18 protein-coding genes are annotated in these 20,385 nt (G+C 69.2%); 3 read left to right on the top strand and 15 right to left on the bottom strand.

Translation table 11 applies throughout. The annotated features are described in order from the left end of the window. Window positions 1-13: 13 nt before the first annotated feature. From F6W70_RS07300 to F6W70_RS07275, 6 genes are all read right to left on the bottom strand, one after another. The gene (locus F6W70_RS07300; RefSeq protein ID WP_055868632.1) at window positions 14-778 is read right to left on the bottom strand and encodes a class I SAM-dependent methyltransferase; all 765 of its coding nucleotides are present in this window, start codon (window positions 776-778) and stop codon (window positions 14-16) included. Further along, window positions 775-2,034, bottom strand: a complete 1,260-nt coding sequence (locus tag F6W70_RS07295; protein ID WP_151486275.1) for an MFS transporter — start codon at window positions 2,032-2,034, stop codon at window positions 775-777. Before F6W70_RS07295 ends, F6W70_RS07300 begins: the two co-directional genes overlap by 4 nt. Continuing rightward, on the bottom strand, window positions 2,031-2,807 hold the full coding sequence (locus F6W70_RS07290; RefSeq protein WP_017830796.1) for a fumarylacetoacetate hydrolase family protein: 777 nt from the start codon (window positions 2,805-2,807) through the stop codon (window positions 2,031-2,033). The genes F6W70_RS07295 and F6W70_RS07290 overlap by 4 nt, the downstream gene beginning before the upstream one ends. A 57-nt stretch (window positions 2,808-2,864) precedes the next feature. After that, complete coding sequence (locus F6W70_RS07285; protein ID WP_055873161.1) at window positions 2,865-3,965, bottom strand: branched-chain amino acid aminotransferase; 1,101 nt, start codon at window positions 3,963-3,965, stop codon at window positions 2,865-2,867. 60 nt (window positions 3,966-4,025) lie between these two features. Then, window positions 4,026-5,069, bottom strand: a complete 1,044-nt coding sequence (locus tag F6W70_RS07280; protein ID WP_055872666.1) for a 3-isopropylmalate dehydrogenase — start codon at window positions 5,067-5,069, stop codon at window positions 4,026-4,028. Between the two features lie 81 nt (window positions 5,070-5,150). Next, window positions 5,151-6,686 (bottom strand): MFS transporter, encoded by a 1,536-nt coding sequence (locus tag F6W70_RS07275; RefSeq protein ID WP_127482445.1) that lies wholly within the window; start codon window positions 6,684-6,686, stop codon window positions 5,151-5,153. A 95-nt stretch (window positions 6,687-6,781) separates the two neighbouring features. Here F6W70_RS07275 and F6W70_RS07270 point away from each other — a divergent pair, with 95 nt between their 5' ends. Then, the gene (locus F6W70_RS07270) at window positions 6,782-7,324 is read left to right on the top strand and encodes a TetR/AcrR family transcriptional regulator (RefSeq protein ID WP_151486274.1); all 543 of its coding nucleotides are present in this window, start codon (window positions 6,782-6,784) and stop codon (window positions 7,322-7,324) included. A gap of 63 nt (window positions 7,325-7,387) precedes the next feature. Here F6W70_RS07270 and serA read toward each other — a convergent pair whose 3' ends face one another. The 3 genes from serA to F6W70_RS07255 form a co-directional block, all read right to left on the bottom strand. Continuing rightward, window positions 7,388-8,992: a phosphoglycerate dehydrogenase gene (gene serA, locus F6W70_RS07265; protein ID WP_151486273.1), complete on the bottom strand. Its 1,605-nt coding sequence runs from the start codon at window positions 8,990-8,992 to the stop codon at window positions 7,388-7,390. Between the two features lie 123 nt (window positions 8,993-9,115). Next, entirely contained in the window at window positions 9,116-9,451 is a 336-nt protein-coding gene (locus tag F6W70_RS07260; RefSeq protein ID WP_127482447.1) for a hypothetical protein, read from the bottom strand. Further along, complete coding sequence (locus F6W70_RS07255; protein WP_055873164.1) at window positions 9,448-9,912, bottom strand: hypothetical protein; 465 nt, start codon at window positions 9,910-9,912, stop codon at window positions 9,448-9,450. Before F6W70_RS07255 ends, F6W70_RS07260 begins: the two co-directional genes overlap by 4 nt. Window positions 9,913-9,996: 84 nt before the next feature. Here F6W70_RS07255 and F6W70_RS07250 point away from each other — a divergent pair, with 84 nt between their 5' ends. Continuing rightward, window positions 9,997-10,950, top strand: a complete 954-nt coding sequence (locus F6W70_RS07250; protein WP_055872670.1) for a hypothetical protein — start codon at window positions 9,997-9,999, stop codon at window positions 10,948-10,950. A gap of 13 nt (window positions 10,951-10,963) precedes the next feature. Here the strand turns inward: F6W70_RS07250 and F6W70_RS07245 are convergent, their stop codons facing one another. Then, the gene (locus F6W70_RS07245; RefSeq protein ID WP_055868647.1) at window positions 10,964-11,626 is read right to left on the bottom strand and encodes a GntR family transcriptional regulator; all 663 of its coding nucleotides are present in this window, start codon (window positions 11,624-11,626) and stop codon (window positions 10,964-10,966) included. Window positions 11,627-11,651: 25 nt separating this feature from the next. On the opposite strand from F6W70_RS07245, the gene F6W70_RS07240 reads away from it, so the two are divergent. Then, window positions 11,652-14,534 (top strand): FAD-binding and (Fe-S)-binding domain-containing protein, encoded by a 2,883-nt coding sequence (locus F6W70_RS07240; RefSeq protein WP_373695302.1) that lies wholly within the window; start codon window positions 11,652-11,654, stop codon window positions 14,532-14,534. Between the two features lie 75 nt (window positions 14,535-14,609). On the opposite strand, the gene F6W70_RS07235 is transcribed toward F6W70_RS07240, so the two are convergent. The 5 genes from F6W70_RS07235 to F6W70_RS07215 all read right to left on the bottom strand — a co-directional run bounded on the left by F6W70_RS07235 (window position 14,610) and on the right by F6W70_RS07215 (window position 20,363). Next, window positions 14,610-15,950: an alpha-L-fucosidase gene (locus tag F6W70_RS07235; protein ID WP_151486271.1), complete on the bottom strand. Its 1,341-nt coding sequence runs from the start codon at window positions 15,948-15,950 to the stop codon at window positions 14,610-14,612. Next, entirely contained in the window at window positions 15,947-17,491 is a 1,545-nt protein-coding gene (locus F6W70_RS07230; protein WP_318278866.1) for a M81 family metallopeptidase, read from the bottom strand. Before F6W70_RS07230 ends, F6W70_RS07235 begins: the two co-directional genes overlap by 4 nt. A gap of 91 nt (window positions 17,492-17,582) precedes the next feature. Beyond that, the gene (locus F6W70_RS07225; RefSeq protein WP_170287868.1) at window positions 17,583-18,530 is read right to left on the bottom strand and encodes an ROK family protein; all 948 of its coding nucleotides are present in this window, start codon (window positions 18,528-18,530) and stop codon (window positions 17,583-17,585) included. A 29-nt stretch (window positions 18,531-18,559) separates the two neighbouring features. Then, the gene (locus tag F6W70_RS07220; RefSeq protein WP_055868656.1) at window positions 18,560-19,468 is read right to left on the bottom strand and encodes a carbohydrate ABC transporter permease; all 909 of its coding nucleotides are present in this window, start codon (window positions 19,466-19,468) and stop codon (window positions 18,560-18,562) included. Further along, window positions 19,458-20,363 carry a carbohydrate ABC transporter permease gene (locus F6W70_RS07215; RefSeq protein WP_017830811.1) on the bottom strand — a complete coding sequence of 302 codons (906 nt, stop codon included), beginning with the start codon at window positions 20,361-20,363 and terminating at the stop codon, window positions 19,458-19,460. Before F6W70_RS07215 ends, F6W70_RS07220 begins: the two co-directional genes overlap by 11 nt. Between the last annotated feature and the right edge of the window lie 22 nt (window positions 20,364-20,385).

Genomic DNA, 20,385 nt, shown 5'->3' with positions numbered 1-20,385 from the left:
GGGCGGAGGGCCCTCAGGAAAATGGGCTCACAGCCACGGCCGCACGATGCTCGAGCGGGAGCGCGCCGTGCGCAGCGCGCTCATCCACGACGCGCTCGAACGCCGCACGGAATCGCCGACGATCATCGGCGTCGAGACGGGCATAGAGAGCACCGGCCCCGGCGACGCCCCCTTCGACCGAATGCCAGAGCACATCCGGGTCCGCGTTCCAGGTCCAGCCGTGCTCGGTGACGACCACGCGCTCCAGACCCGCGTCCCGCAGCATCCGCGCGAAGCCGTCGGCGGTCCGCTCGAAATCCTCGTCGGCCGGGAGCTTCGCACCGGCGAACGGGGTCACCCTCGCGCGCTCGGTGACCTCCGCCCAGAACCAGGAGGGCGAGAGCGTCCAGGTCGTCGCGACCACGGCGCCACGGCTCACGCGCCGCAGCTCGGCGGCTGACCTGCGCGGAGAGGCGACATGGTTCAGGACGAAGTTCGCGACCACCACATCGACGGCACCGTCGGCGAACGGCAGATCCGGCAGCCCCGCATCGATCGTGTCGACCTGCGGTCGCTCGCGGCGCGACACCCTACGCATCGACTCCTCGGGCTCGCACGCCTGGACGCTCCATCCCGTCTCCGCCCACAGTGCAGCGAGCCTGCCGTCGCCCGCGCCGACATCGAGCAGGCTGCGCCCTCCCGGTGCGCCGAGTGCGCGTTGCATCGCCGAGAAGGTCCCTGCGCAGAGTGCGGCGTAGGAAGCGGAATATGCCTCGCCGACGCCGACCCAGTCCTTCATCGGACGCCGGAGCGGGCGAGCGGGGAGAGCGCCACGATCGCGACGACCAGGACGAAAGCCGCGATGCCGAGTCCCGAGTACTGGAAGTTCGACAGCACCACACCGGCAAGCACAGACCCGGCGGCAGCCGAGAGGCTCATCAGCGAATCGCTGCGCCCCTGCCTGCGGGTGCGCAGCTCGGGCGCCGAAGCCTCGGTGAGCAGTGCGGCGCCGGCGACCGTCGCCGCGCTCCACCCCAGCCCCAGCAGGATGAGGGCCACCATCACGCCCCACGCCTCCGTACCGGTGAACACGGCGAACGCGAGAGCTCCGGCGAGCAGTACCTGTCCGAGCAGAACGACCTGCAGTCGGCCCCATCGATCGGCCAGCACACCGAAGACCGGGGACAGGGCGTACATGCCACCGACGTGCAGGGCGATCGTGATCCCCACGAGCGCCGAGACATCTGCCGGACTCGCGGCCATGCCCCCGGCGCCGTGGGCCATGTGCGACAGGTGCACCGGAGTCATGGCCATGACCGAGGCCATCACCACATGAGAGCCGGCGATCGCGAAGATCGCATAGCGGGCGACCCGCGGGCGATCCACCGCCACCGCTCCGGCGGCCGCGGTCGACGCCTTGGCGAGCCGCTGGGCCGCCAGAAGCGGATCAGGACGCAGCGCGACGATGTAGAGCAGCAGCGCCGCGCACTGCGCGACGAAGGAGAACAGATACGAGCCCGTCTGCGGTGGCATCCCGACCGCCTGCCCGACGATCTCCCCAGGGCCCAGCAGCAGAGGGCCGGCGACACCGCCGATGGTCGTCGACCAGACGACGATCGACAGGTCGCGGCCTCGGTGCTGCGGGGCGGCGAGATCGGTCGCCGCGAATCGCGACTGGAGGTTTCCCGCATTGCCTGCGCCGATCATCAGGATCCCGGCGAGCAGCAGGGGGAAGATCCGCAGGGCAGCGGCGAGGATCACCACCGCGATGCCGACCAGCGCGAACAGGTTGCCGAGCGTGAGCGCGCGGCGGCGTCCGACGCGCGCGGCGAGGCGGGCGAGCGGGATGGCGCACGCCGCCGCTCCCAGCGTCACGGAAGCCGTCGCCAAACCGGAGAGCGCGTCGTTCCCCGAGATGTCGGCAGCAAGAAGCGCGCCGAGCGAGACCGTGGCCCCGAAGGCGATGCCGCCGAGCACCTGCCCGAACGACAGCACCAGCACGGTGCGCCGCTGGACCACCGTCTGCTGCGCCGCCGTCAGGGCGACATCGGTCATGACGCGGGAACGGCGTCGCGCGCGGTGTTGCGCAGAATGCCCAATCCCGAGATCTCGACCTCGACGACGTCACCGGCCGCGAACGTGCCGACACCGGCCGGGGTGCCGGTCATGATGACATCGCCGGGGAGCAGGGTGAACACGGCCGAGGCGTACTCGATGATCGCCGGTACCGAGTGGATCATGTCGGTGAGCGGGGCGTGCTGGCGCACCTCGCCGTTCACCCGCGTCTCGATCGTCGCGTTCGCCGGGTCGAAGTCGGTCTCGATAACCGGTCCCAGCGGGCAGAACGTGTCGAAGCCCTTCGCGCGCGACCACTGACCATCCTTGCGCTGGAGGTCGCGAGCGGTCACGTCGTTGCCGATCGTGTAGCCGAGCACGTAGTCGAGCGCATTCTCGGCCTTGACGTTCTTCGCGATCTTGCCGATCACGACGACCAGTTCGCCCTCGTACTCGGTGCGCTCGGAGAGCGTCGGCCGCACGATCGCGTCTCCGGGGCCGATCACCGCGGTGTTCGGCTTGAGGAACAGCAGGGGCTCCTCAGGGGCCTCTCCCCCCATCTCGGCGGCATGATCGTGATAGTTCTTGCCGACGCAGACGACCTTCGACCGCGGGATCACCGGGGCGAGCAGGGCGGCATCCGCGAGCGGCACCCGAGCGCCGGTGGTCTCGTACCCGGTGAACATCGGGTCCCCGGCAAGCACCACGAGCTCGCGCTCGTCGATGATCCCGTACATGATGGCTTCGTCGTGGCTGAACCGGGCGATCTTCATGGGATCCAGCCTACCGAGCGCGCCCGGCGGGGAGCGTGGGTCTCGGCAACTGGAAACTCAGGCGTCGAGGCGCAGCAGCCAGCCGTGCTTGTCCTCACGGCGGCCGTACTGGATGTCGGTGAGCTCCTCGCGCAGCGAGAGCGCGAGCTCGCCCAGCGGCTGCGGCTCGTCGAACCCGTCGCCCACGAGAGCGCCGATCGGGGTGACGACGGCAGCCGTGCCGCAGGCGAACACCTCCACGATGTCGCCCGACGCGACACCCTCGCGCCACTCGTCGATCGAGATCGGCCGCTTCTCCACCGTGTAGCCGCGGTCTTCCGCCAGCTGCAGCAGCGAGTCGCGGGTGATGCCCTCGAGGATGCTGTCGGACTCGGGGGTGACGACGCGCCCGTCCTTGAAGACGAAGACGACGTTCATGCCGCCGAGCTCCTCGACGTTGCGCTTCTCGTCGAGGAACACGACCTGGTCGCAGCCCTTGGCGCTGGCCTCGCTCTGCGCGAGCAGGCTCGATGCGTAGTTGCCGCCGGTCTTGGCCTTGCCGGTGCCGCCCTTGCCCGCGCGGGCGTACTCCTCGGAGAGCCAGATGCGCACCGGCTTCACGCCACCGGAGAAGTAGGCGCCTGCGGGGCTGGCGATCACGTAGTACGCGACCTTCTGCGCGGCACGGACACCCAGGAACGCCTCCTTGGCGAACATGAACGGACGCAGGTAGAGGCTCTGGTCGGCACCCGTGGGCACCCAGCGTCCGTCGACGGCGATGAGCTCGCGCAGCGACTGGATGAAGTACTCGGTCGGAAGCTCGGGCAGCGCGAGGCGGCGGGCGCTGGCCTGCAGGCGCGCGGCGTTGCGGTCGGGGCGGAACGTGTGGATCGAGCCGTCGGCGTGACGGTAGGCCTTGATGCCCTCGAAGATCTCCTGCGCGTAGTGCAGCACGGACGCTGCGGGGTCGAGCGGGATCGGGCCGTACGGCTGCACGCGCGGACGGTGCCAGCCGCCCTTGGCCGACCAGCAGATGTCGACCATGTGATCGGTGAAGACCACGCCGAAGCCCGGGTTCTCCAGCACCTCGGCCAGCCGTGCGGGCGACGCTGCGGTCAGGTTCTTCGTGACGGCGAACTCCAGGGGAGCCACGGTCGCCTCGGCATCGATGGTCGTCATCTCATCATCCATTCCTCGTGGGTGGGCGCATCCTCGCGCCCGTTCAGCCTACGCCTGCAGTCAGAGGCGTGCAGTGATCGCGGAGCCGATCTCCGCCGTCGTGCGAGCCGCGGTGCGGGCGGCGATGTCGGCCTCGACCGCCGCGCTCACACGTGCGGATTCCTCGGTGAGGCCGAGGTGGTCCAGCAGCAGCGCGATCGAGAGGATCGCAGCGGTCGGATCGGCCTTCTGCTGCCCCGCGATGTCGGGCGCCGAGCCGTGCACCGGCTCGAACATCGACGGGAAGGCGCCATCGGGGTTGATGTTCCCCGACGCGGCGAGACCGATGCCGCCCGTGACGGCACCGGCGAGGTCGGTGAGGATGTCGCCGAACAGGTTGTCGGTCACGATCACGTCGAAGCGCGAGGGATCGGTGACCAGGAAGATCGTGGCGGCATCGACGTGCAGGTAGTCGACGACGACGTCGGGGTGCTCGGCCGCCACCTCGTTCACGATGCGCTGCCAGATGGCCCCCGCGTGCACGAGCACATTGGTCTTGTGTACGAGCGTCACCTTCTTGCGGCGGCGCTCGGCGAGGTCGAACGCGTAGCGCACCACACGCTCCACGCCGAAGGCGGTGTTCACCGAGGTCTCGTTCGCGACCTCCTGCGGGGTCCCCTTGCGGATCGCGCCGCCGTTGCCGACGTACGGCCCCTCCGTGCCTTCACGCACCACGACGAAGTCGATCTCACCCGGGTCGGACAGCGGGCCCGGGGCGCCGGCGAAGAGCTTGGACGGCCGCAGATTCACGTAGTGGTCGAGCGTGAAGCGCAGCTTGAGGAGCAGACCGCGCTCGATGTTGGCGTCCTTGAGGCGAGGGTCGCCCGGCTTTCCGCCGACCGCGCCCAGCAGGATCGCGTCGTTCGCGGCGATCGCGGCGAGGTCGTCATCGGTGAGGGTCTCCCCCGTGTCAAGGAAACGCCCGGCACCGAGCGAGAAGCGGGTCTTGTCGAAGACCACTCCGCTGTCGGCGGTGACGGCGTCGAGCACCTTCTCCGCCTCGGCGATGACCTCGGGACCGATGCCGTCACCGGGGATGACGGCCAGCTTCACGACACGCGACATGAGACTCCTTGCGCACTGCACGGGGATGGACCGGCCCACGCCCGCCGCGGGGCGAACGAGCCGGTCCTCCCAGCGTACTGGTCAGTGCGAGGGGGCTTTGCGCAGTGTGACGGCGGCGATCACGCCGGCGACGACCACGAGCCCCGCACCGATGAGCGACGTCACCATCACGCCGGAGCCGAACGCCGCGGCTGCGGCATCCCACAACGCGGTCCCGAGTTGATCGGGCAGCTCCTGAGCGGCGGTGTAGGCACCGGCGAGCGTCTCGCCCGCCGCATGCGCGACATCGGCAGGCAGCCCGTCCGGAAGCACGAGCGCCCCGCGGTAGAAGGCGGTGATGATGCCGCCGAGGACGGCCGTGCCCAGCACGGCGCCCAGTTCATACGCGGTCTCCGACACGGCACTCGCCGCCCCCGCCTTGGCCGCGGGCGCGCTCGACAGGATCAGCTCGTTGGAGATCGTCTCCGCCGCACCGATGCCGATGCCGAGCACCACGAACGCCACCACGAGCGGCAGGACACCGTGCTCATGCGTCGTGAACGCCACGATGAGGTATCCGGCCACCGAGAACGCCAGCCCGGCGGGGATGACGATGTGCGGAGGCACCCGACGCGAGACCGGCACGACCGAGAGCCCGGCGACGATCATCGCGAGCATGCCGGGGACCAGTGCGAAACCGGCCATCATCGGTGACAGCCCAAGGACGAGCTGCAGGTGCTGCGACACGAAGTAGAGGAAGCCGACGAGTGCGACGACACTGAGCAGGTTCACCAGGATCGCTCCGGAGAACGAACCGCGACGGAACAGCGCCATGTCGAGCATCGGGCTCTTCACCCGCAGCTGGCGACGGACGAACAGGTAGCCCATCCCGAAGCCGAGCAGTGCCCACGCGCCGGCCGTGAGGCTCGGGCCGTCCACCGCCAGGGACTTGATCGCGTAGACCACCGGGATCATTGTCGCCATCGACAGCGCGATGCTGATCAGGTCGATCCGCCCCGGGTTCGGGTCACGGCTCTCCGGGACCAGCAGCGGCGCGGCGATGAGCAACGGGATGAGCACGGGAACGGCGATCAGGAAGACCGATCCCCAGGCGAAGTGCTCGAGGAGGATGCCGCCCACGATCGGGCCCAGCGCCGACCCGGCGGAGAACGCCGAGGCCCACACCGCGATGGCCATGCGGCGCTGGTCGCGGTTCTGGAAGATCGAACGCAGGAGGGAGAGGGTCGACGGCATCAACATGGCGCCGAAGAAGCCCAGGAGCGCGCGGGCGGCGATGAGCAGCCCGGCGGTCGGTGCGAACGCCGCGAGGGCGGAGACCGCGGCGAAGCCGGTCGCTCCGATCAGTAGCATCCGGCGTCGACCGAAGCGGTCGCCCAGCGTGCCCATCGTGACGAGGAGTCCGGCGAGCACCAGGGGGTACACGTCGATGATCCACAGCTGCTCCGCACCCGTGGGGGCGAGCGCGATGGAGATCTCGGGGAGCGCGAAGCTCAGCACCGTGTTGTCCACCGAGACCAGCAGCACCGGCAGCATGAGGACGACGAGCGCCGCCCAGCCGCGGGCTCCGACGCGGGGAGCATCCGTCTCTGTCGTCGGGATCGACGCAGTACGGGTCATGGAACACCTCTCAGGATCGTGATCGCACGGTTAGTGAACCGTCCGGATGGTATAGTAACAGAATTCCCTCCCTTCCCCTGTGCAAAGGATCCACGATGCCCCGACCTCCCCTCGCCCGCGAGAAGGTGCTCGACGCCTTCGAAGCGATCCTCATCGAAGAGGGAGAGCGTGCCGCCACTCTCGAAGCCACCGCCAAGGCGGCCGGCGTCTCGAAGGGCGGATTGCTGTACCACTTCGGGTCGAAGGATGAGCTCGAGGCCGGGCTCGTCGAGCGGCTGGACCGCCTCACGACCCTCGACCTCGAGCGCATGACAACTGCCGACGAGGGCCCCGTCGCCTACTACGTGCGCACCTCGGTGATGGAGGACGACGCGCTCGATCGGGTGCTGATCGCCACGACCCGCCTCGCGCAGGGCGGCTCGATCCCCGCGGCGGACATGCTCCGCGACACGAGGCGTCGCTGGGCGGGGACGATTCGCCCGCACGTGCGCGACAGTGCGAGCCTCGATCTCGTGATGCTCGTCAGCGACGGGCTCTACTTCAACAACTCGCTCGATGTGCACGGACCGGAGCGACTGGTCCCTCGCAGCGATGAACTCCGTGAGCTGATCGCACTGGTGCTGAAGGCGACGGCCTGAACCCGTCGAAACGCGAAGGAGGGCGGGAGCATCGCGCTCCCGCCCTCCTTCGACTGTCGCCGATCAGACCTCGGTGATCTCGATCTGGCGGAAGAGGTCGGCGTCGATCGCGGCGCTCACGTCTTCGAGCAGCTCCTCCGACACGGGCGAGTCGAGCGTCAGCACGCTGAGCGCCTGCGCGCCGGCCGCCCGACGGGCGATCTGCATGCCCGCGATGTTGATGCCGGCTTCGCCGAACTTCTGGCCGTAGACCGCCACGATGCCGGGACGGTCGGTGTAGAGCATCACGACATGGTTCTTCTCGATCGGCAGCTCGAGGGTGTGGTCGTTGATGCCGACCAGCTTCTCGGTCTGCTTCGGACCGGTCAGCGTTCCGGAGACCGAGAGCTGCGAGCCGTCGGAGAGCGCACCGCTCAGCGTGATCACGTTGCGGTACTCGTCGCTCACATCGTCCTTGAGCAGCCGCACCGCGATGCCGCGCTGCTCGGCGAGCAGCGGAGCGTTCACGTACGAGACGGTCTCGCTGACGATGTTCGTGAAGACGCCCTTGAGCGCCGCGAGCTTCAGCACGCTCACGTCGTAGTCGTTCAGCTCACCGTGCACCTCGACGTCGAGGCTGGTGAGCGGCGAGGTCGCGAGCGCTGCGAAGATCTGTCCGAGCTTCTCGACGAGCGAGATGCCGGGGCGCACGTAGGGATCGATCACACCACCGGCGACGTTCACCGCGTCCGGCACCAGATCGCCGCCGAGCGCGAGGCGCACGGACTTCGCGACCGAGACGCCCGCCTTCTCCTGCGCCTCTTCCGTGCTGGCACCGAGGTGCGGGGTGACGACGACGTTGGGAAGATCCAGGAGCGGGCGGGCGGTGCCCCCCTCTGCCGGGGGCTCTGAGGTGAAGACGTCGAGGCCGGCACCCGCGATCTCGCCCGCGACGAGAGCCGCGTGCAGCGCCTCCTCGTCGATGAGCCCACCGCGCGCTACGTTGACCACGAAAGCGGTCGGCTTCATGGCCTTGAACTGCTCGGCGCCGATCATGCCCGTCGTCTCAGGCGTCTTGGGCATGTGGATGGTCAGGAAGTCGGACTCGGCCACGAGCTCGTCGAGCGAGAGCAGCTGCACGCCCAGCTGCTGGGCACGTGCCGAGGTGACGTAAGGGTCGTAGGCGACGACGCGCATGTCGAACGCCGCGAGTCGGGCGGCGACGAGGGCACCGATGCGTCCGAGGCCGACGATGCCGACGGTCTTCTCGAACAGTTCGGCGCCGGTGAACGAGCTGCGCTTCCACGCGCCGGCGGACAGCGAGGCGTGCGCGGCCGGAATACGGCGAGCGAGGCTGAGGATGTGGCCGACCGTGAGCTCGGCGGCCGAGACGATGTTCGAGGTCGGCGCGTTCACGACCATGACACCGGCCGCGGTGGCGGCCTTGATGTCGACGTTGTCGAGGCCCACGCCGGCGCGGGCGACGACCTTCAGCTTCGGGGCGTGAGTCAGAGCCTCCTCGTCGATGCGGGTCGCCGAGCGGACCAGCACGGCGTCCGCGTCCGCGAGCGCCGCGAACAGCGCCTCCCGGTCGGTGCCGTCGACGTCGCGGACGTCGAAGTCGGGACCGAGAGCGTCGATCGTGGCGGGAGAGAGTACTTCGGCGATAAGCACGACAGGCTTCGGCACAGTGGATCCTTCGGGGCAGCGCGGCAGGGGCCGATGCGCCGCACACCATGGGGGCGCGATCGCGTCAACTCTACCGGAGCGGACGCGGGCCTCCGTGCCGTATGACGCGGCAGGACAGGCGGCTCAGGCGCTGGGCATGGTGAGGCTCAGCGCGATGAGACTCATCCAGAACACCGCGACCACACCGAGTCCTGCGAGGAAGACGAGCGCGAGCTCGCCCACTCGCCGCCGCCGACCGATCACATACGCGAAGGCGAACACGATGGCAGGGAAAGCGACGCCGAACAACAGGGTCGCCCACCCGCCGCCGGTCAGCCCGGTCTGCGCCATCGTGATCAGATGCGCCACGGCATTCCAGACGGCATAGGCGTAGAAGAGTCCCGCCAGGCCGATGACGAGCCCGACGAGCCAGCGCGGAGAACCCGCAGACACCTGCGCCTCGGTCGACGACGTGGTCATGATCCGATCACCCCCACGGTGACGAAGGGCCAGGGAACGAGCAGCACGACTCCCGCGAGCAGCACGGCGACGCGGATCCACGCCGCCCTCCCCCGCGTGAGCACCCAGCTCGCCAGGAACCACAGTGCGGGCGCGGCGATCGCGAGGACGAACCACGGCAGGAACATCACGTCGGAGACCAGGAACGACGCCAGCGGCTGAAGTCGCAGCCCGCCGACGATCCAGCCGATCGTGTAGAGGAGGTACACCCCGCCGACCACTCCGACCAGGAGCAGCATCGGCGTGCTCAAGCCGGCCGGTTCGTCGACGGGCGCAGGAGTCACGGTGCCGTCGTCCTCGATCGTTCCCACGTCGTCGCTGCCCTTGCCGACGGCGTTCCAGCCGTGCGGGAGAGCGCGGTCCTTCGGCGTCGGGGCCTCGTCGCCGTCCCAGTTGAGGGCGTCGTCGGAATCGGAAGTCATGTCCCCAGCGTAGGACACCAGGTCCACTAGGATCGGGGTTGCCTTGAGCCGGAACGGCGGGCACCGGAGGGGAAAGGGAACACCGTGGCTGCGAGCGAGAACGCCCAGAGCGACAACACCGACACCGGCGTCGCACGGTCCGCGAAGAGCACAGCCGCGGAACCGCCCGCCGGCTGGGTCCCCACTCCCGAAGCCAAGGCCAGGGCCACGCGTTTCCGTTGGATCGCCGGCATCCTCTGGGCGGTCGCGATCGTCGGCGAGGGCGTCGGCATCTTCTGGCTCCTGCGTCAGCGCGTGTTCGTCGGCGAGGACGGCGAACTCCTCCGCAACCCCGACACCGGCCTGCTCGAGGAGCAGGGCGTCACCGCGACATTCCCGCAGTGGGCGTTCATCGCCCTCCTCGTGCTGCTCGTCGTGATCGCGGCCCTGTCGATCACCGGCTCGGTGCTGTGGAAGAAGGCGAACCGTCTCGACCCCGCGCGCAAGGCGGACAAGACGCGGTTCTTCGTGCAGAACCAGCTCGGGGCGATCATCGCGGTCGTCGCGTTCCTTCCTCTGGTCATCCTGATCTTCCTCAACAAGGACATGGACAAGGGTCAGAAGACCACCGCCGGAATCGTCGGCGTGGTCCTCGCGGCACTGGCCGTCTTCGTCGGCGTCGACTTCACGCCGCCCTCCGTCGAGCAGTACACGGCCGACCAGTCCGCCGTGATCCAGCTCCTGGGCAAGGACGAGGTCGTCTGGGTCGACGGCGGCAAGGTCTATCACGTCTGCGATGAGGTCTCGGCCATCCAGACCGGGAGCGAGATCCGCACCGGAACGACCGCTCAGGCCGTCGAGGCCGGGAAGATCCGTCTGACACTGCAGTTCGCTTCCGAGCTGCGCGCGTGCGATCTTCCGGTGCCGGAGAACGACGAGGCGATCGCAGAGGCACTCCGCGCGATCCAGGCCGGCCAGGTCGACACGGTGCTCCCCGCCCCGGTGTGGGCTGACCCCGCCGAGGCGCCCATCGTGGTCGAGGAAGCACCGGCCGAGTGACGACGGCTCGACGCTAGTCCGCGTCGAGCGCCTCCACGAGCCGCTCCTCCGCCGACGACAGATGCGCATCGAGGAGGGCTGCGGCGCGCTCCCCGTCTCCCGAGGCGACGGCAGCGAGGATGTCGGCGTGCTGAGCGGCGATGGCCGCAGCGTCGAGAAGGCGACGCCCCTGCACCTGCGCCATGCACAGCCGCACCTCGTCGAGGACGCTGCGGTACATGCGTCCGGTGCGCTCGCTGTCGAGCGCATCGATGAGAGCGGTGTGGAACCGCAGGTCCGGATCCACGGTCGCCGGGTCGGGGCCGGGGGGCATCGCGAGGATCTCCGCATTCGCCTCGAGCGCGGCACGCGGAACCGTCCTGGTCACGGCGAGGTCGCGAAGTGCGGCGCTCTCGAGGCGGGTCCTGGTCCGGTAGACGTCGCGCACGGCCTCGGGATCGATCCCGACCACACGCGCGCTCCGATGCGCAGTACGCACCAGGAGCCCGCTCGCCACGAGCTGCTCGATCGCCGCCTTCGCGCTCGGGCGGGCGACGCCGAACGACTGTGACACCGCGGCTTCCGTGAGCGGATCTCCCGAACGGATCTCGCCGCTGAGGATACGACCACGCAGCTGGGCCGTCACCGCATCCACGACGCCGACGATTCCCAGCGGTGTCTCCGGTGTGCTGGTCATCCGGTCAGCCTATCGAAGCCGCACCATGTCGGTACACTTGTCAGACAATCTTCCGACGGAGCAGAGGAGCACCGTGACGACCACCCTCGCCGAGCCGCTGGATCCCGCACTGCTGGGTTCCACGACACAGGTCCACTCGCGCTCCATCGATCGTTTCGCCCGCGCTCATGATGCCTCGCACTACCTGCTGATCCCCGACGCCGTGCTCTCCCCCGCGGATGCCGAGGGCGTCGCCCGCGCCTTCGGCGCCGTCCGCGCCGCCGGACGCACCATGACGTTCCGCTCCGGGGGTACCAGCCTGTCCGGGCAGAGCGTGAGCGGCGACATCCTCGTCGACACACGCAGCAACTTCCGCGACATCCGCGTGGAGGACGACGGTGCCATGGTGCGCGTCGGACCCGGCGCGACCGTGCGCCAGGTCAACACCAGGCTCACGCGGTATCGCCGCAAGCTCGGCCCCGACCCGGCGAGCGAGATCGCGTGCACGATCGGCGGAGTCGTCGCGAACAACTCCAGCGGCATGGCGTGCGGCATCACCGAGAACTCGTACCAGACCATCGAGTCGATGACGGTCGTGCTGCCGAGCGGGACGATCCTCGACACGGGTCGCCCGGATGCGAACGAGGTGCTGCGCGCGGCAGAGCCCGCGATCGCCGACGGCCTTCTCGATCTGCGGGCACGTCTGCTCGCCTCGCCCGAGCACGTCGCGTTCCTCCGCCAGCAGTTCTCGATGAAGAACACCATGGGCTACGGCCTGAACGCACTGCTCGACTTCGACGATCCGGTACGCATCCTCGAGCACCTCATCATCGGATCCGAGGGCACGCTCGCGTTCGTGGCCGAGGCCCGCTTCCGCACGATCGAGGTGCGCCCCTCGATCGCCACCGGTCTGCTGGTGTTCGAGACGCTCTCCGCGGCCATGACCGCTCTTCCCGACCTGACCCGGCTCGGTCTCGCCACCATCGAGCTGCTGGATGCCGCGTCGCTGCGCGTCGCGCAGGGGCTGAGCGACGTCCCGGCGGCCATCGCCGAGATCGAGGTCCGCGGACACGCCGCTCTCCTGGTCGAGGTTCACGCCGCCGACGCGGAGGCCCTCGTCGAGGCGAGCGCTGCGGCGCAGGCGCACTTCGAGGCGCTGCCGCTGGCGGTGGCACCCCGCCTCACCACGGATGCGAGCGAGCGCGCCGCGCTGTGGCACGTGCGAAAGGGCCTCTACACCGCTGTGGCGGGTGCGCGTCCCTCCGGCACGACCGCGCTTCTGGAGGACATCGTGGTGCCGGTGCCACGACTTCTGCACACCTGCGAGCGGCTGATCGAGCTGTTCGCCGCGCACGGCTACGAGGGCTCGGTGATCTTCGGGCACGCCAAGGACGGCAACATCCATTTCCTGCTCAACGAGCGTTTCGACGATCCCGACAGCGTCGCGCGCTACCGGCGCTTCACCGACGACCTGGTCGACCTCGTGCTCTCCCAGCAGGGATCCCTGAAGGCCGAGCACGGCACCGGACGCATCATGGCGCCGTTCGTGCGACGCCAGTACGGTGACGAACTCACCGACATGATGTGGGAGATCAAGCACCTGCTCGACCCCGACCGCATCCTGAACCCCGGAGTGGTCCTCTCCGATGACCCCGATTCGTACCTGCACGACCTGAAGCGGGTGCCGACGGTCGAGAAGGAAGTCGACCGCTGTGTCGAATGCGGCTACTGCGAGCCGACCTGTCCGAGCAAGAGCATCACCCTCACGCCGCGGCAGCGCATCGTGATCCGCCGCGACATGGCGTGGGCCGAGGAGCAGGGCGACACCGAACTGCTCCGCGATCTGCAGAAGGACTACGACTACGACGGCGTGCAGACCTGCGCGGTCGACGGCATGTGCGGTGTGGCGTGCCCCGTCGACATCAACACCGGTGATCTCGTGCGCCGGCTCAGGGCAGAGCAGTCGAATGCGCTCGAGGGAGCCGTGTGGGGCACCGCGGCCAAGCATTGGAGCACGGTCACCCGCGCCGGAGGTGTCGCGCTCACCGTCGCCGATGCGCTCCCCGCTCCGCTCGTGCGCGGAGTGACGCACCTCGGCCGGGCGGTGCTCGGCGCCGACACCGTGCCGCTCTACGACGGCGGACTCCCCCACGGCGGCTCGAAGCCACCGCGCCCTGTGTCACCGGCCGATGCGCAGGCGGTCTTCTTCGGCGCCTGCATCGGCACCATGTTCGGCGCGGAAGGCGAGGGCCAGGGCTCTCGAGACGCGCTGCGCGAGCTGCTCGACCGCGCAGGCATCCCCGTCGTCATCCCGGAGGAGAACGGCGGCCTCTGCTGCGGCACCCCATGGAAGTCGAAGGGCCACCTCGACGGTTACGCCCTCATGTCGGACCGGGTGCTCGACTCGCTCTGGGAGGCCAGCCGCCACGGCGAGCTTCCCGTGGTGTGCGACGCCGCGTCGTGCACCGAGGGTCTGGATGTGATGCTCGCCCAGTCCGTCGCGAAGAACCCGCGCTACGCCGGGCTTCGCATCGAGGATGCCACGACGTTCGTGGCCCGTGAGGTGCTCCCCCGGCTGAGCGTGTCGGCGAAGCTCCCCACCGTCGCGGTGCATCCGACCTGCTCCACGACCGCGCTCGGAGCGACAGGGGCGCTGACGGCGATCGCCGGGGCCGTCGCCGATGACGTGTTCATTCCCGAGGGCTGGGGCTGCTGCGCCTTCGCGGGAGATCGCGGCATGCTGCATCCGGAACTCACCGCCAGTGCGACCGCCCAGGAGTCCGCGGAGATCGCCGAGGCCGAGAGCGCACGCGGCGGCTTCGATGCGTTCGTCTCGGCGAACCGCACGTGCGAGATCGGCATGACCCGCGCCACCGGCCGGCCGTACCGCCACGTGATCGAGGTGCTCGAGGAGCTCACCCGCCCCTGAGTGCCGGCGAACACAGCGAGGGCCCTCCCGAATCGTCTTCGGGAGGGCCCTCGCCTCGTCGCGGTCCGATCCGTCTCAGCCTGCGGACAGGACCGCGACAGCCTCCTCGCGCAGCCCGGCCGGGATCACCGCGACCGTCTGGTCGTGCGCCTGCCTCTCGACCACGCTGCCGTCGGTCCAGCGCAGGTCGGAGCCCAGGAGCTCCTCGGGCAGCTCGAGCGTGCCCGTGCTCGGGTCGAGGGCGTGCACGTGCACGGTCGCCCCGGTGGTCGTGTACCGACGCGGGGCGCCGGTGCGCTCCCCCATGCGGATCCACGGACGTGTGCCGTAGATCGCGTCGCCGTTCGCCTCCAGCCACGTGCCCAGCTCGCGCATCGCGCGACGCTGCAGCTCGGGGATCGAGCCGTCGGCCGCTGGGCCCACGTTGATCAGCAGGTTGCCGTTCTTCGCCACGACGTCGACAAGCAGGCGGATCAGGGCCGCGCCCGACAGCGAGTGCCGCTCGTCCTCCGCCTGGTTGAAGCCGAACGAGAAGCCGAGGCCGCGCGTCGACTCCCACGGCTGCGAGATGATCTCGGGGATGTCCGTGTACTCGCGGGTGAGGAAGCCGTGGTACGGCACACCCCAGCGGTCGTTGACGACGCCGTCCGGCACCGCGGCGAAGTAGCGCTCCAGCAGGGCCGCGACCGCGTATTCGTCTCGCCCCTTTCCGCCGTCGGGCCACTCGATGTCGTTCCACAGGACGTCGGGCGAGAAGCGCGAGACGAGTTCGTCGAGCTGCGCGGCCGAGTAGCGCGCGAAGTGCTCATCGTTGCGGCGGAAGCGGAAGAGGTCGGTGTCCGACTCGATCGGCGGGAAGTCGCTCACGTGCCAATCGAGTGCACCCGAGTAGTACACGCCGAACTTCGCCCCCGCCCGCCGGGTGGCGTCGTGGAACTCGGCGATCAGGTCGCGGCGCGGACCGCGTGCGGCCGCGTTGAAGCCGGTCGTCGCCGTGTCCCACAGGCAGAAACCCTCGTGGTGCTTCGTGGTGGGGACGATGTACTTCGCCCCCGCACCGACCAGTTCGCCCACGAAGGCGTCCGCGTCGAAGGCCGAGGCGTCCCACTGATCCGCGAGGTCCTCGTAGGAGGTCCCCGGGCCGAACAGCTGCTGATGACGCTCCCAGGTGGGGCTCCCCGCGATCCGCACGGTGTTCCCGTACCACTCGGCGTACTGGTGCCAGGCGTAGGCATCCTCGGTGGGGATGTTCACGCCTTCGCCGTGCTGCACCGCCCATGCCGGCACGGAGTAGAGCCCCCAGTGCACGAAGAAGCCGAGCTTCGCATCGCGGTACCACTCGGGCACATCCTGGGCCGGGTACACCGGAGCGTCAGCTCCGAAGTCCGGACCGGTGCGCTTCTCGAAGTTCATCATGCGTTCTGCTCCTCGGAGACTCCGCGGCGGACGACCACCGCTTTCAGGTCGGGATTCCCGTCCGTCTCGAACGGGAAGACACCCGGCTGCAGGCGGTGGTGCCCCAGACGCAGGAGGTCCTGGTCGACGCCGCCGGGTGTCAGTGCGAGGGTCCAGCCCTCGGCGAGCTCGTACAGCTCGGGTTCCAGATAGCCGATCTTCACCACGACGATGTCGGCGGTCGTGGGCTCCAGCCCCAGCATCCGGAAGTCCGAGAGGTGATGGAACGGCTTGCGACGCTCGGTGATGATGGCGTGCAACCCGCCCACCGCGATCACGACCTGCGTGCCCGCATCCGGGTCGCCGTCGGTGATGGAGAACACGGTCCCGGTGATCGTCGCAGGGCCGTGCGGGCCCGCGTCTACCCCTGCACCGGCGTCGAGGGTGACGGTGGCGCCGATTCCGGCGGCGACCGCCCGCGCGACGGCCTCGCGGTCGAAGATCGAGGCGACCAGGGTCGTGCGGCTGCCGTCGGTGAGCTCCGCACGCTGCAGCAGGTGCGCGAGCGTCCAGGTCACGTCGCCCGCACCGCCCGCTGTCGGGTTGTCCCCCGAGTCGGAGATCAGGTACGGATGCGGCGCTCCCGGGGCGAGCGCCTTCTCGAGCGCCTCATCGAGGGATCCGGTCTCGGCCACGAAGACGAAGTCCTCGCGGGCGTCCCAGAACATCCGCGCCACGCGCTCGGCCTCACGGGCGATCAGCTCCTCGTCGTCACCGGTGACCACCACGTACGCCTGACAGCGCGGCTCGTCCGCCCAGGCATAGCCGATCCACACCGAGGCGTCGACGACGCCGGGGAGCGCCTCGATCTCGGGAAGCTGGGCGTAGATGCTGCGCGCCGGCTCCAGCCGGGTGCTGGTCTTCTCCCCCGGCAGCAGCACGGGAACGGGCACCCATGCGGAGAACGGACGACGACGCAGCGGGTCGGCGCCGTGCGGACCCCGCAGTCGCGCGAGCAGGTTCCACACGGCCCGCTCCTTGGTGTTCATCCAGTCCTCGTGGGGCGCCATCCGATAACAGGTCAGCAGATCGACCGCGTCACGCAGCACCTCCGAGACGTTGCCGTGCAGGTCCATCGACGTCGACACCAGCGTGTCGGGGCCGAGAGCCGAGCGCACAGCGAGAGCGAGGTCGCCCTCGGCGTCGTCCATGCCGACGACGCTCATCGCTCCGTGGATGTCGAAGAAGAACCCGTCGAAGGGGCCCTGCTCGCGGATACCGGCGACGATCGCCTCCTTCATCCGTCGATAGGTCTCCGGCGCCACGGCACCGCCCGGCAGCGAGCGACCATGCGTCAGCGGCACCCACTCCGCGGCGCCGGCGAGTTCGCGTCCGTCGTCCAGGAACGGGTAGTACCCGCGCAGTGTCTCCCCCGTACGGACCGTGAAGGCCTCGTCGCCGGAGATGTGCGGGGAGAACGTGCTCGACTCGATCGAGATTCCGGCGATGCCGATCCGGGGCTTCGACAGCCCGCCGTCGGCGATGGTGGGAAGGGGGCCCATCCAGATCTCGTGGGCTTCGGGACGTGCGGTCACGTGATGTGCTCCTTGTCGGTGCGGGTCGGACGGCGGGGCCGGACCGAGAGGTTCGGACTCAGTGTGCCCCCGCCGGCACGAGCGCGCGGCGAGCGGTCTCGATCGCGCCCAGCGCGACCGCATCGGAGCCGAGGACGGCGGGGATGATGCGCAGCGGAATGCCCGACACCGGAGAATCCGTGTCGAGCGTGCGCAGGATGGACGGCTCGAGCAGATCCCAGGCCGCGGTGACTCCGCCGCCGACGATCGCGCAGGGCAGGTCGAGGATCGTCGCCGCGCTGGCGCACGCGAGGGCGAGGGCGCGCCCGGCGGCATCGAACACCGCGATCGCCTCGGCGTCGCCGCCACGGGCACGGTCGGCGACCTCTCGCGCGTCGCGCACGGGAGCGGACGTGCGCTCCTGATAGCGGAGCGCGATCGACGTACCGGAGGCCAGGGTCTCCAGGTGACCGATCTGGCCGCAGGTGCACACCAGTTCGCTGTAGCCGGGTGTGTGCCCGATCTCCCCCGCCGCGCCGTGCGGACCGTGGTGGAGATCTCCATCGATGATGAGTGCACCGCCGACGCCCGTGCCGAGCATGACGCCGAGCACGTCGCGATCGGTCCTGCCGTCGGCCGCCGCCTCGCCGAGAAGGAACGCGTTCACATCGTTCTCGACGCGGACCGGCACTCCGAGACGCTGCTCCAGCTCGTCGGCCAGCGGGAATCCCGCCCACCCGACGAAGGTCGCCGATGCGGCGCGGATGGTGCCGGTCTCATGGTCGATGACTCCGGCCGCGCCGACGCCGGCCGCGGCGAGCGACACCTCGGCCTGCGCCGCGAGTTCCCCCGCGAGATTGGCGGCCGCATCGGCCATCGCACCGCCGCCGAGTGCGGCCGGCGCTGGCACACTGCCCCGGGCGAGGACGGTACCGTCGTCACTCACCAGGAGTGCGGCGATCTTGGTACCCCCGATATCGATCCCGACCAGTCCCGCACCGCGGGCCGAAGAGGTGGCGATGGGCATGGTGGTCCCGTGTTCCTGACCGATCATGCTCAGCGCCCGCCCAGTCCTGCCATCGCGATGCCCTTGACGAGGTGCTTCTGCAGAACGATCACGAGGATCGTGGTCGGGACCATCGAGATGATGGCCGCAGCCATCTGCAGGTCCCACCGGGTGCCGGTGAGTCCGGCGAAGCTCGCGAGTCCCACCGGGAGCGTGCCGTGCGCGTTGTAGTCGACCGTCACGATCAGCGGCCACAGGTAGCTGTTCCAGAACGAGAGGAATGTGAACACCGCGAGGACGGCGACGGCCGACTTCGACAGCGGCAGGATGATCTGCAGGAACGAGCGCACGGGGCCTGCGCCGTCGACGCGGGCCGCCTCTTCGAGCTCGTACGGGATGCCGCGGAAGAACTGCCGCATCAGGAAGGTTCCGAAGGCGCCGAAGGCGAAGGGCAGGATAAGCGCCTGGTACGTGTCGACCCAGCTGAACCACTGCATCACCTGGAACATGGGGATGACGAGCACCTCGGCCGGCACCATGAGCGTGGCCAGGAACAGGACGAAGACGGCGTCGCGCCCCTTCCACCGCAGACGCCCGAAGGCATATCCGGCCGTGGTCGAGACGACCAGCACGACCAGCGTTCCGCCGATCGCGACGATGAAGGAGTTCATGATGTAGGTCAGGAACGGTCCGTAGGCGAACACGTCGACGAAGTTGCTCCACCGCAGCTCCGAGCCCACCAGCGTGGGCGGCATCGAGAACATCTCGGCGTTCGGCTTGAGCGCCGAGAAGAAGGCGTAGATCAGCGGGGAGATGAAGATCAGCGCAGCGACGTAGATCCCGACGTGGGCGAGGATGAGCCGGGCGCGGGCGCCGGGGGTCGTCGCCGCGCCGCGAGCCCGCTCGCGTTCGGTGCGGCCGGCGCGGCCGGTGGGCCGGACGAGGGTCTCAGTGCTCATAGTGCACCCACTTCTTCTGCGCTGCGAACTGGAGCCCGGTGATCGCGATGATGATCGCGAAGAGGATCCAGGCGGCTGCGGCGGCGAGGCCGAGGTCGCCGAAGGTGAATCCCTGCTCCCAGATGTACATCACCAGGGGCTTGGTGGCGTTGCCCGGACCGCCACCGGTGAGCATCTGCGGCTGCACGAACACCTGCAGAGACGTGATCATCGTCATGATCGTTGCGAAGAAGATCGACGGCGAGATCATCGGGATGATGATGCTCCACACCCGTCGGAACCCTCTGGCGCCGTCGATGCTGGCCGCCTCGAGCACGCTCTCGGGAAGCTGCTCGAGAGCGGCCGAGAAGATCAGCATGTTGTAGCCGAGCCCCTGCCAGACGCTCATCACGACGACCATGATCATGGCCCACGACGGGTCTGCGAGGAAGTTCGGCAGCTCGATGCCGAACCAGGTCTGCGAGAGACCGTTGAACAGTCCCTGCGGCTGCAGCATCATCTTCCACACCAGCACGTTGGCGACCATGGGAGTCACCACGGGGATGAAGAAGAGCACGCGCAGGGCACCTCGTCCGCGGATGCGCGAACCGAGGCCGAGAGCGAGCACGAGCGAGAGAGCGACGCTCAGCGGCACGTAGAGCAGCGTGTACACCGCCGAGTTGCGCAGCGCCGGCCAGAAGTCGGGGCTGCTGGTGAACAGTTTGACGTAGTTGTCCACCCCGTTGAAGGTCCGCTCGCCGAAGGTCGGCCAGTCGAAGACGCTCATCACGATCGAGAGCCCGACGGGCACGATCGTGAACAGGGCGAGCCCGATCAGGGCTGGGCTTGCGAATCCCAGCGCCTGACCGGCCTCCACCTTGGCGAGCGATCGTCGACGTCTCGTCGTGATCGTCATCTCAGTTTCTTTCTCTGTTACT

Source organism: Microbacterium maritypicum, from assembly GCF_008868125.1.
Lineage (GTDB): Bacteria > Actinomycetota > Actinomycetes > Actinomycetales > Microbacteriaceae > Microbacterium > Microbacterium maritypicum.
This window is presented reverse-complemented; position numbering and strand designations above follow the sequence as displayed.

Excerpts from the sequence above, each read along its gene's own strand:
- F6W70_RS07300 (WP_055868632.1), bottom strand. The coding sequence starts at position 778 with ATGAAGGACTGGGTCGGCGTCGGCGAGGCATATTCCGCTTCCTACGCC.
- F6W70_RS07295 (WP_151486275.1), bottom strand. The coding sequence starts at position 2,034 with ATGACCGATGTCGCCCTGACGGCGGCGCAGCAGACGGTGGTCCAGCGG.
- F6W70_RS07290 (WP_017830796.1), bottom strand. The coding sequence starts at position 2,807 with ATGAAGATCGCCCGGTTCAGCCACGACGAAGCCATCATGTACGGGATC.
- F6W70_RS07285 (WP_055873161.1), bottom strand. The coding sequence starts at position 3,965 with ATGACGACCATCGATGCCGAGGCGACCGTGGCTCCCCTGGAGTTCGCC.
- F6W70_RS07280 (WP_055872666.1), bottom strand. The coding sequence starts at position 5,069 with ATGTCGCGTGTCGTGAAGCTGGCCGTCATCCCCGGTGACGGCATCGGT.
- F6W70_RS07275 (WP_127482445.1), bottom strand. The coding sequence starts at position 6,686 with ATGACCCGTACTGCGTCGATCCCGACGACAGAGACGGATGCTCCCCGC.
- F6W70_RS07270 (WP_151486274.1), top strand. The coding sequence starts at position 6,782 with ATGCCCCGACCTCCCCTCGCCCGCGAGAAGGTGCTCGACGCCTTCGAA.
- F6W70_RS07260 (WP_127482447.1), bottom strand. The coding sequence starts at position 9,451 with ATGACCACGTCGTCGACCGAGGCGCAGGTGTCTGCGGGTTCTCCGCGC.
- F6W70_RS07255 (WP_055873164.1), bottom strand. The coding sequence starts at position 9,912 with ATGACTTCCGATTCCGACGACGCCCTCAACTGGGACGGCGACGAGGCC.
- F6W70_RS07245 (WP_055868647.1), bottom strand. The coding sequence starts at position 11,626 with ATGACCAGCACACCGGAGACACCGCTGGGAATCGTCGGCGTCGTGGAT.
- F6W70_RS07240 (WP_373695302.1), top strand. The coding sequence starts at position 11,652 with ATGTCGGTACACTTGTCAGACAATCTTCCGACGGAGCAGAGGAGCACC.
- F6W70_RS07235 (WP_151486271.1), bottom strand. The coding sequence starts at position 15,950 with ATGATGAACTTCGAGAAGCGCACCGGTCCGGACTTCGGAGCTGACGCT.
- F6W70_RS07230 (WP_318278866.1), bottom strand. The coding sequence starts at position 17,491 with ATGGGCCCCCTTCCCACCATCGCCGACGGCGGGCTGTCGAAGCCCCGG.
- F6W70_RS07225 (WP_170287868.1), bottom strand. The coding sequence starts at position 18,530 with ATGCCCATCGCCACCTCTTCGGCCCGCGGTGCGGGACTGGTCGGGATC.
- F6W70_RS07220 (WP_055868656.1), bottom strand. The coding sequence starts at position 19,468 with ATGAGCACTGAGACCCTCGTCCGGCCCACCGGCCGCGCCGGCCGCACC.
- F6W70_RS07215 (WP_017830811.1), bottom strand. The coding sequence starts at position 20,363 with ATGACGATCACGACGAGACGTCGACGATCGCTCGCCAAGGTGGAGGCC.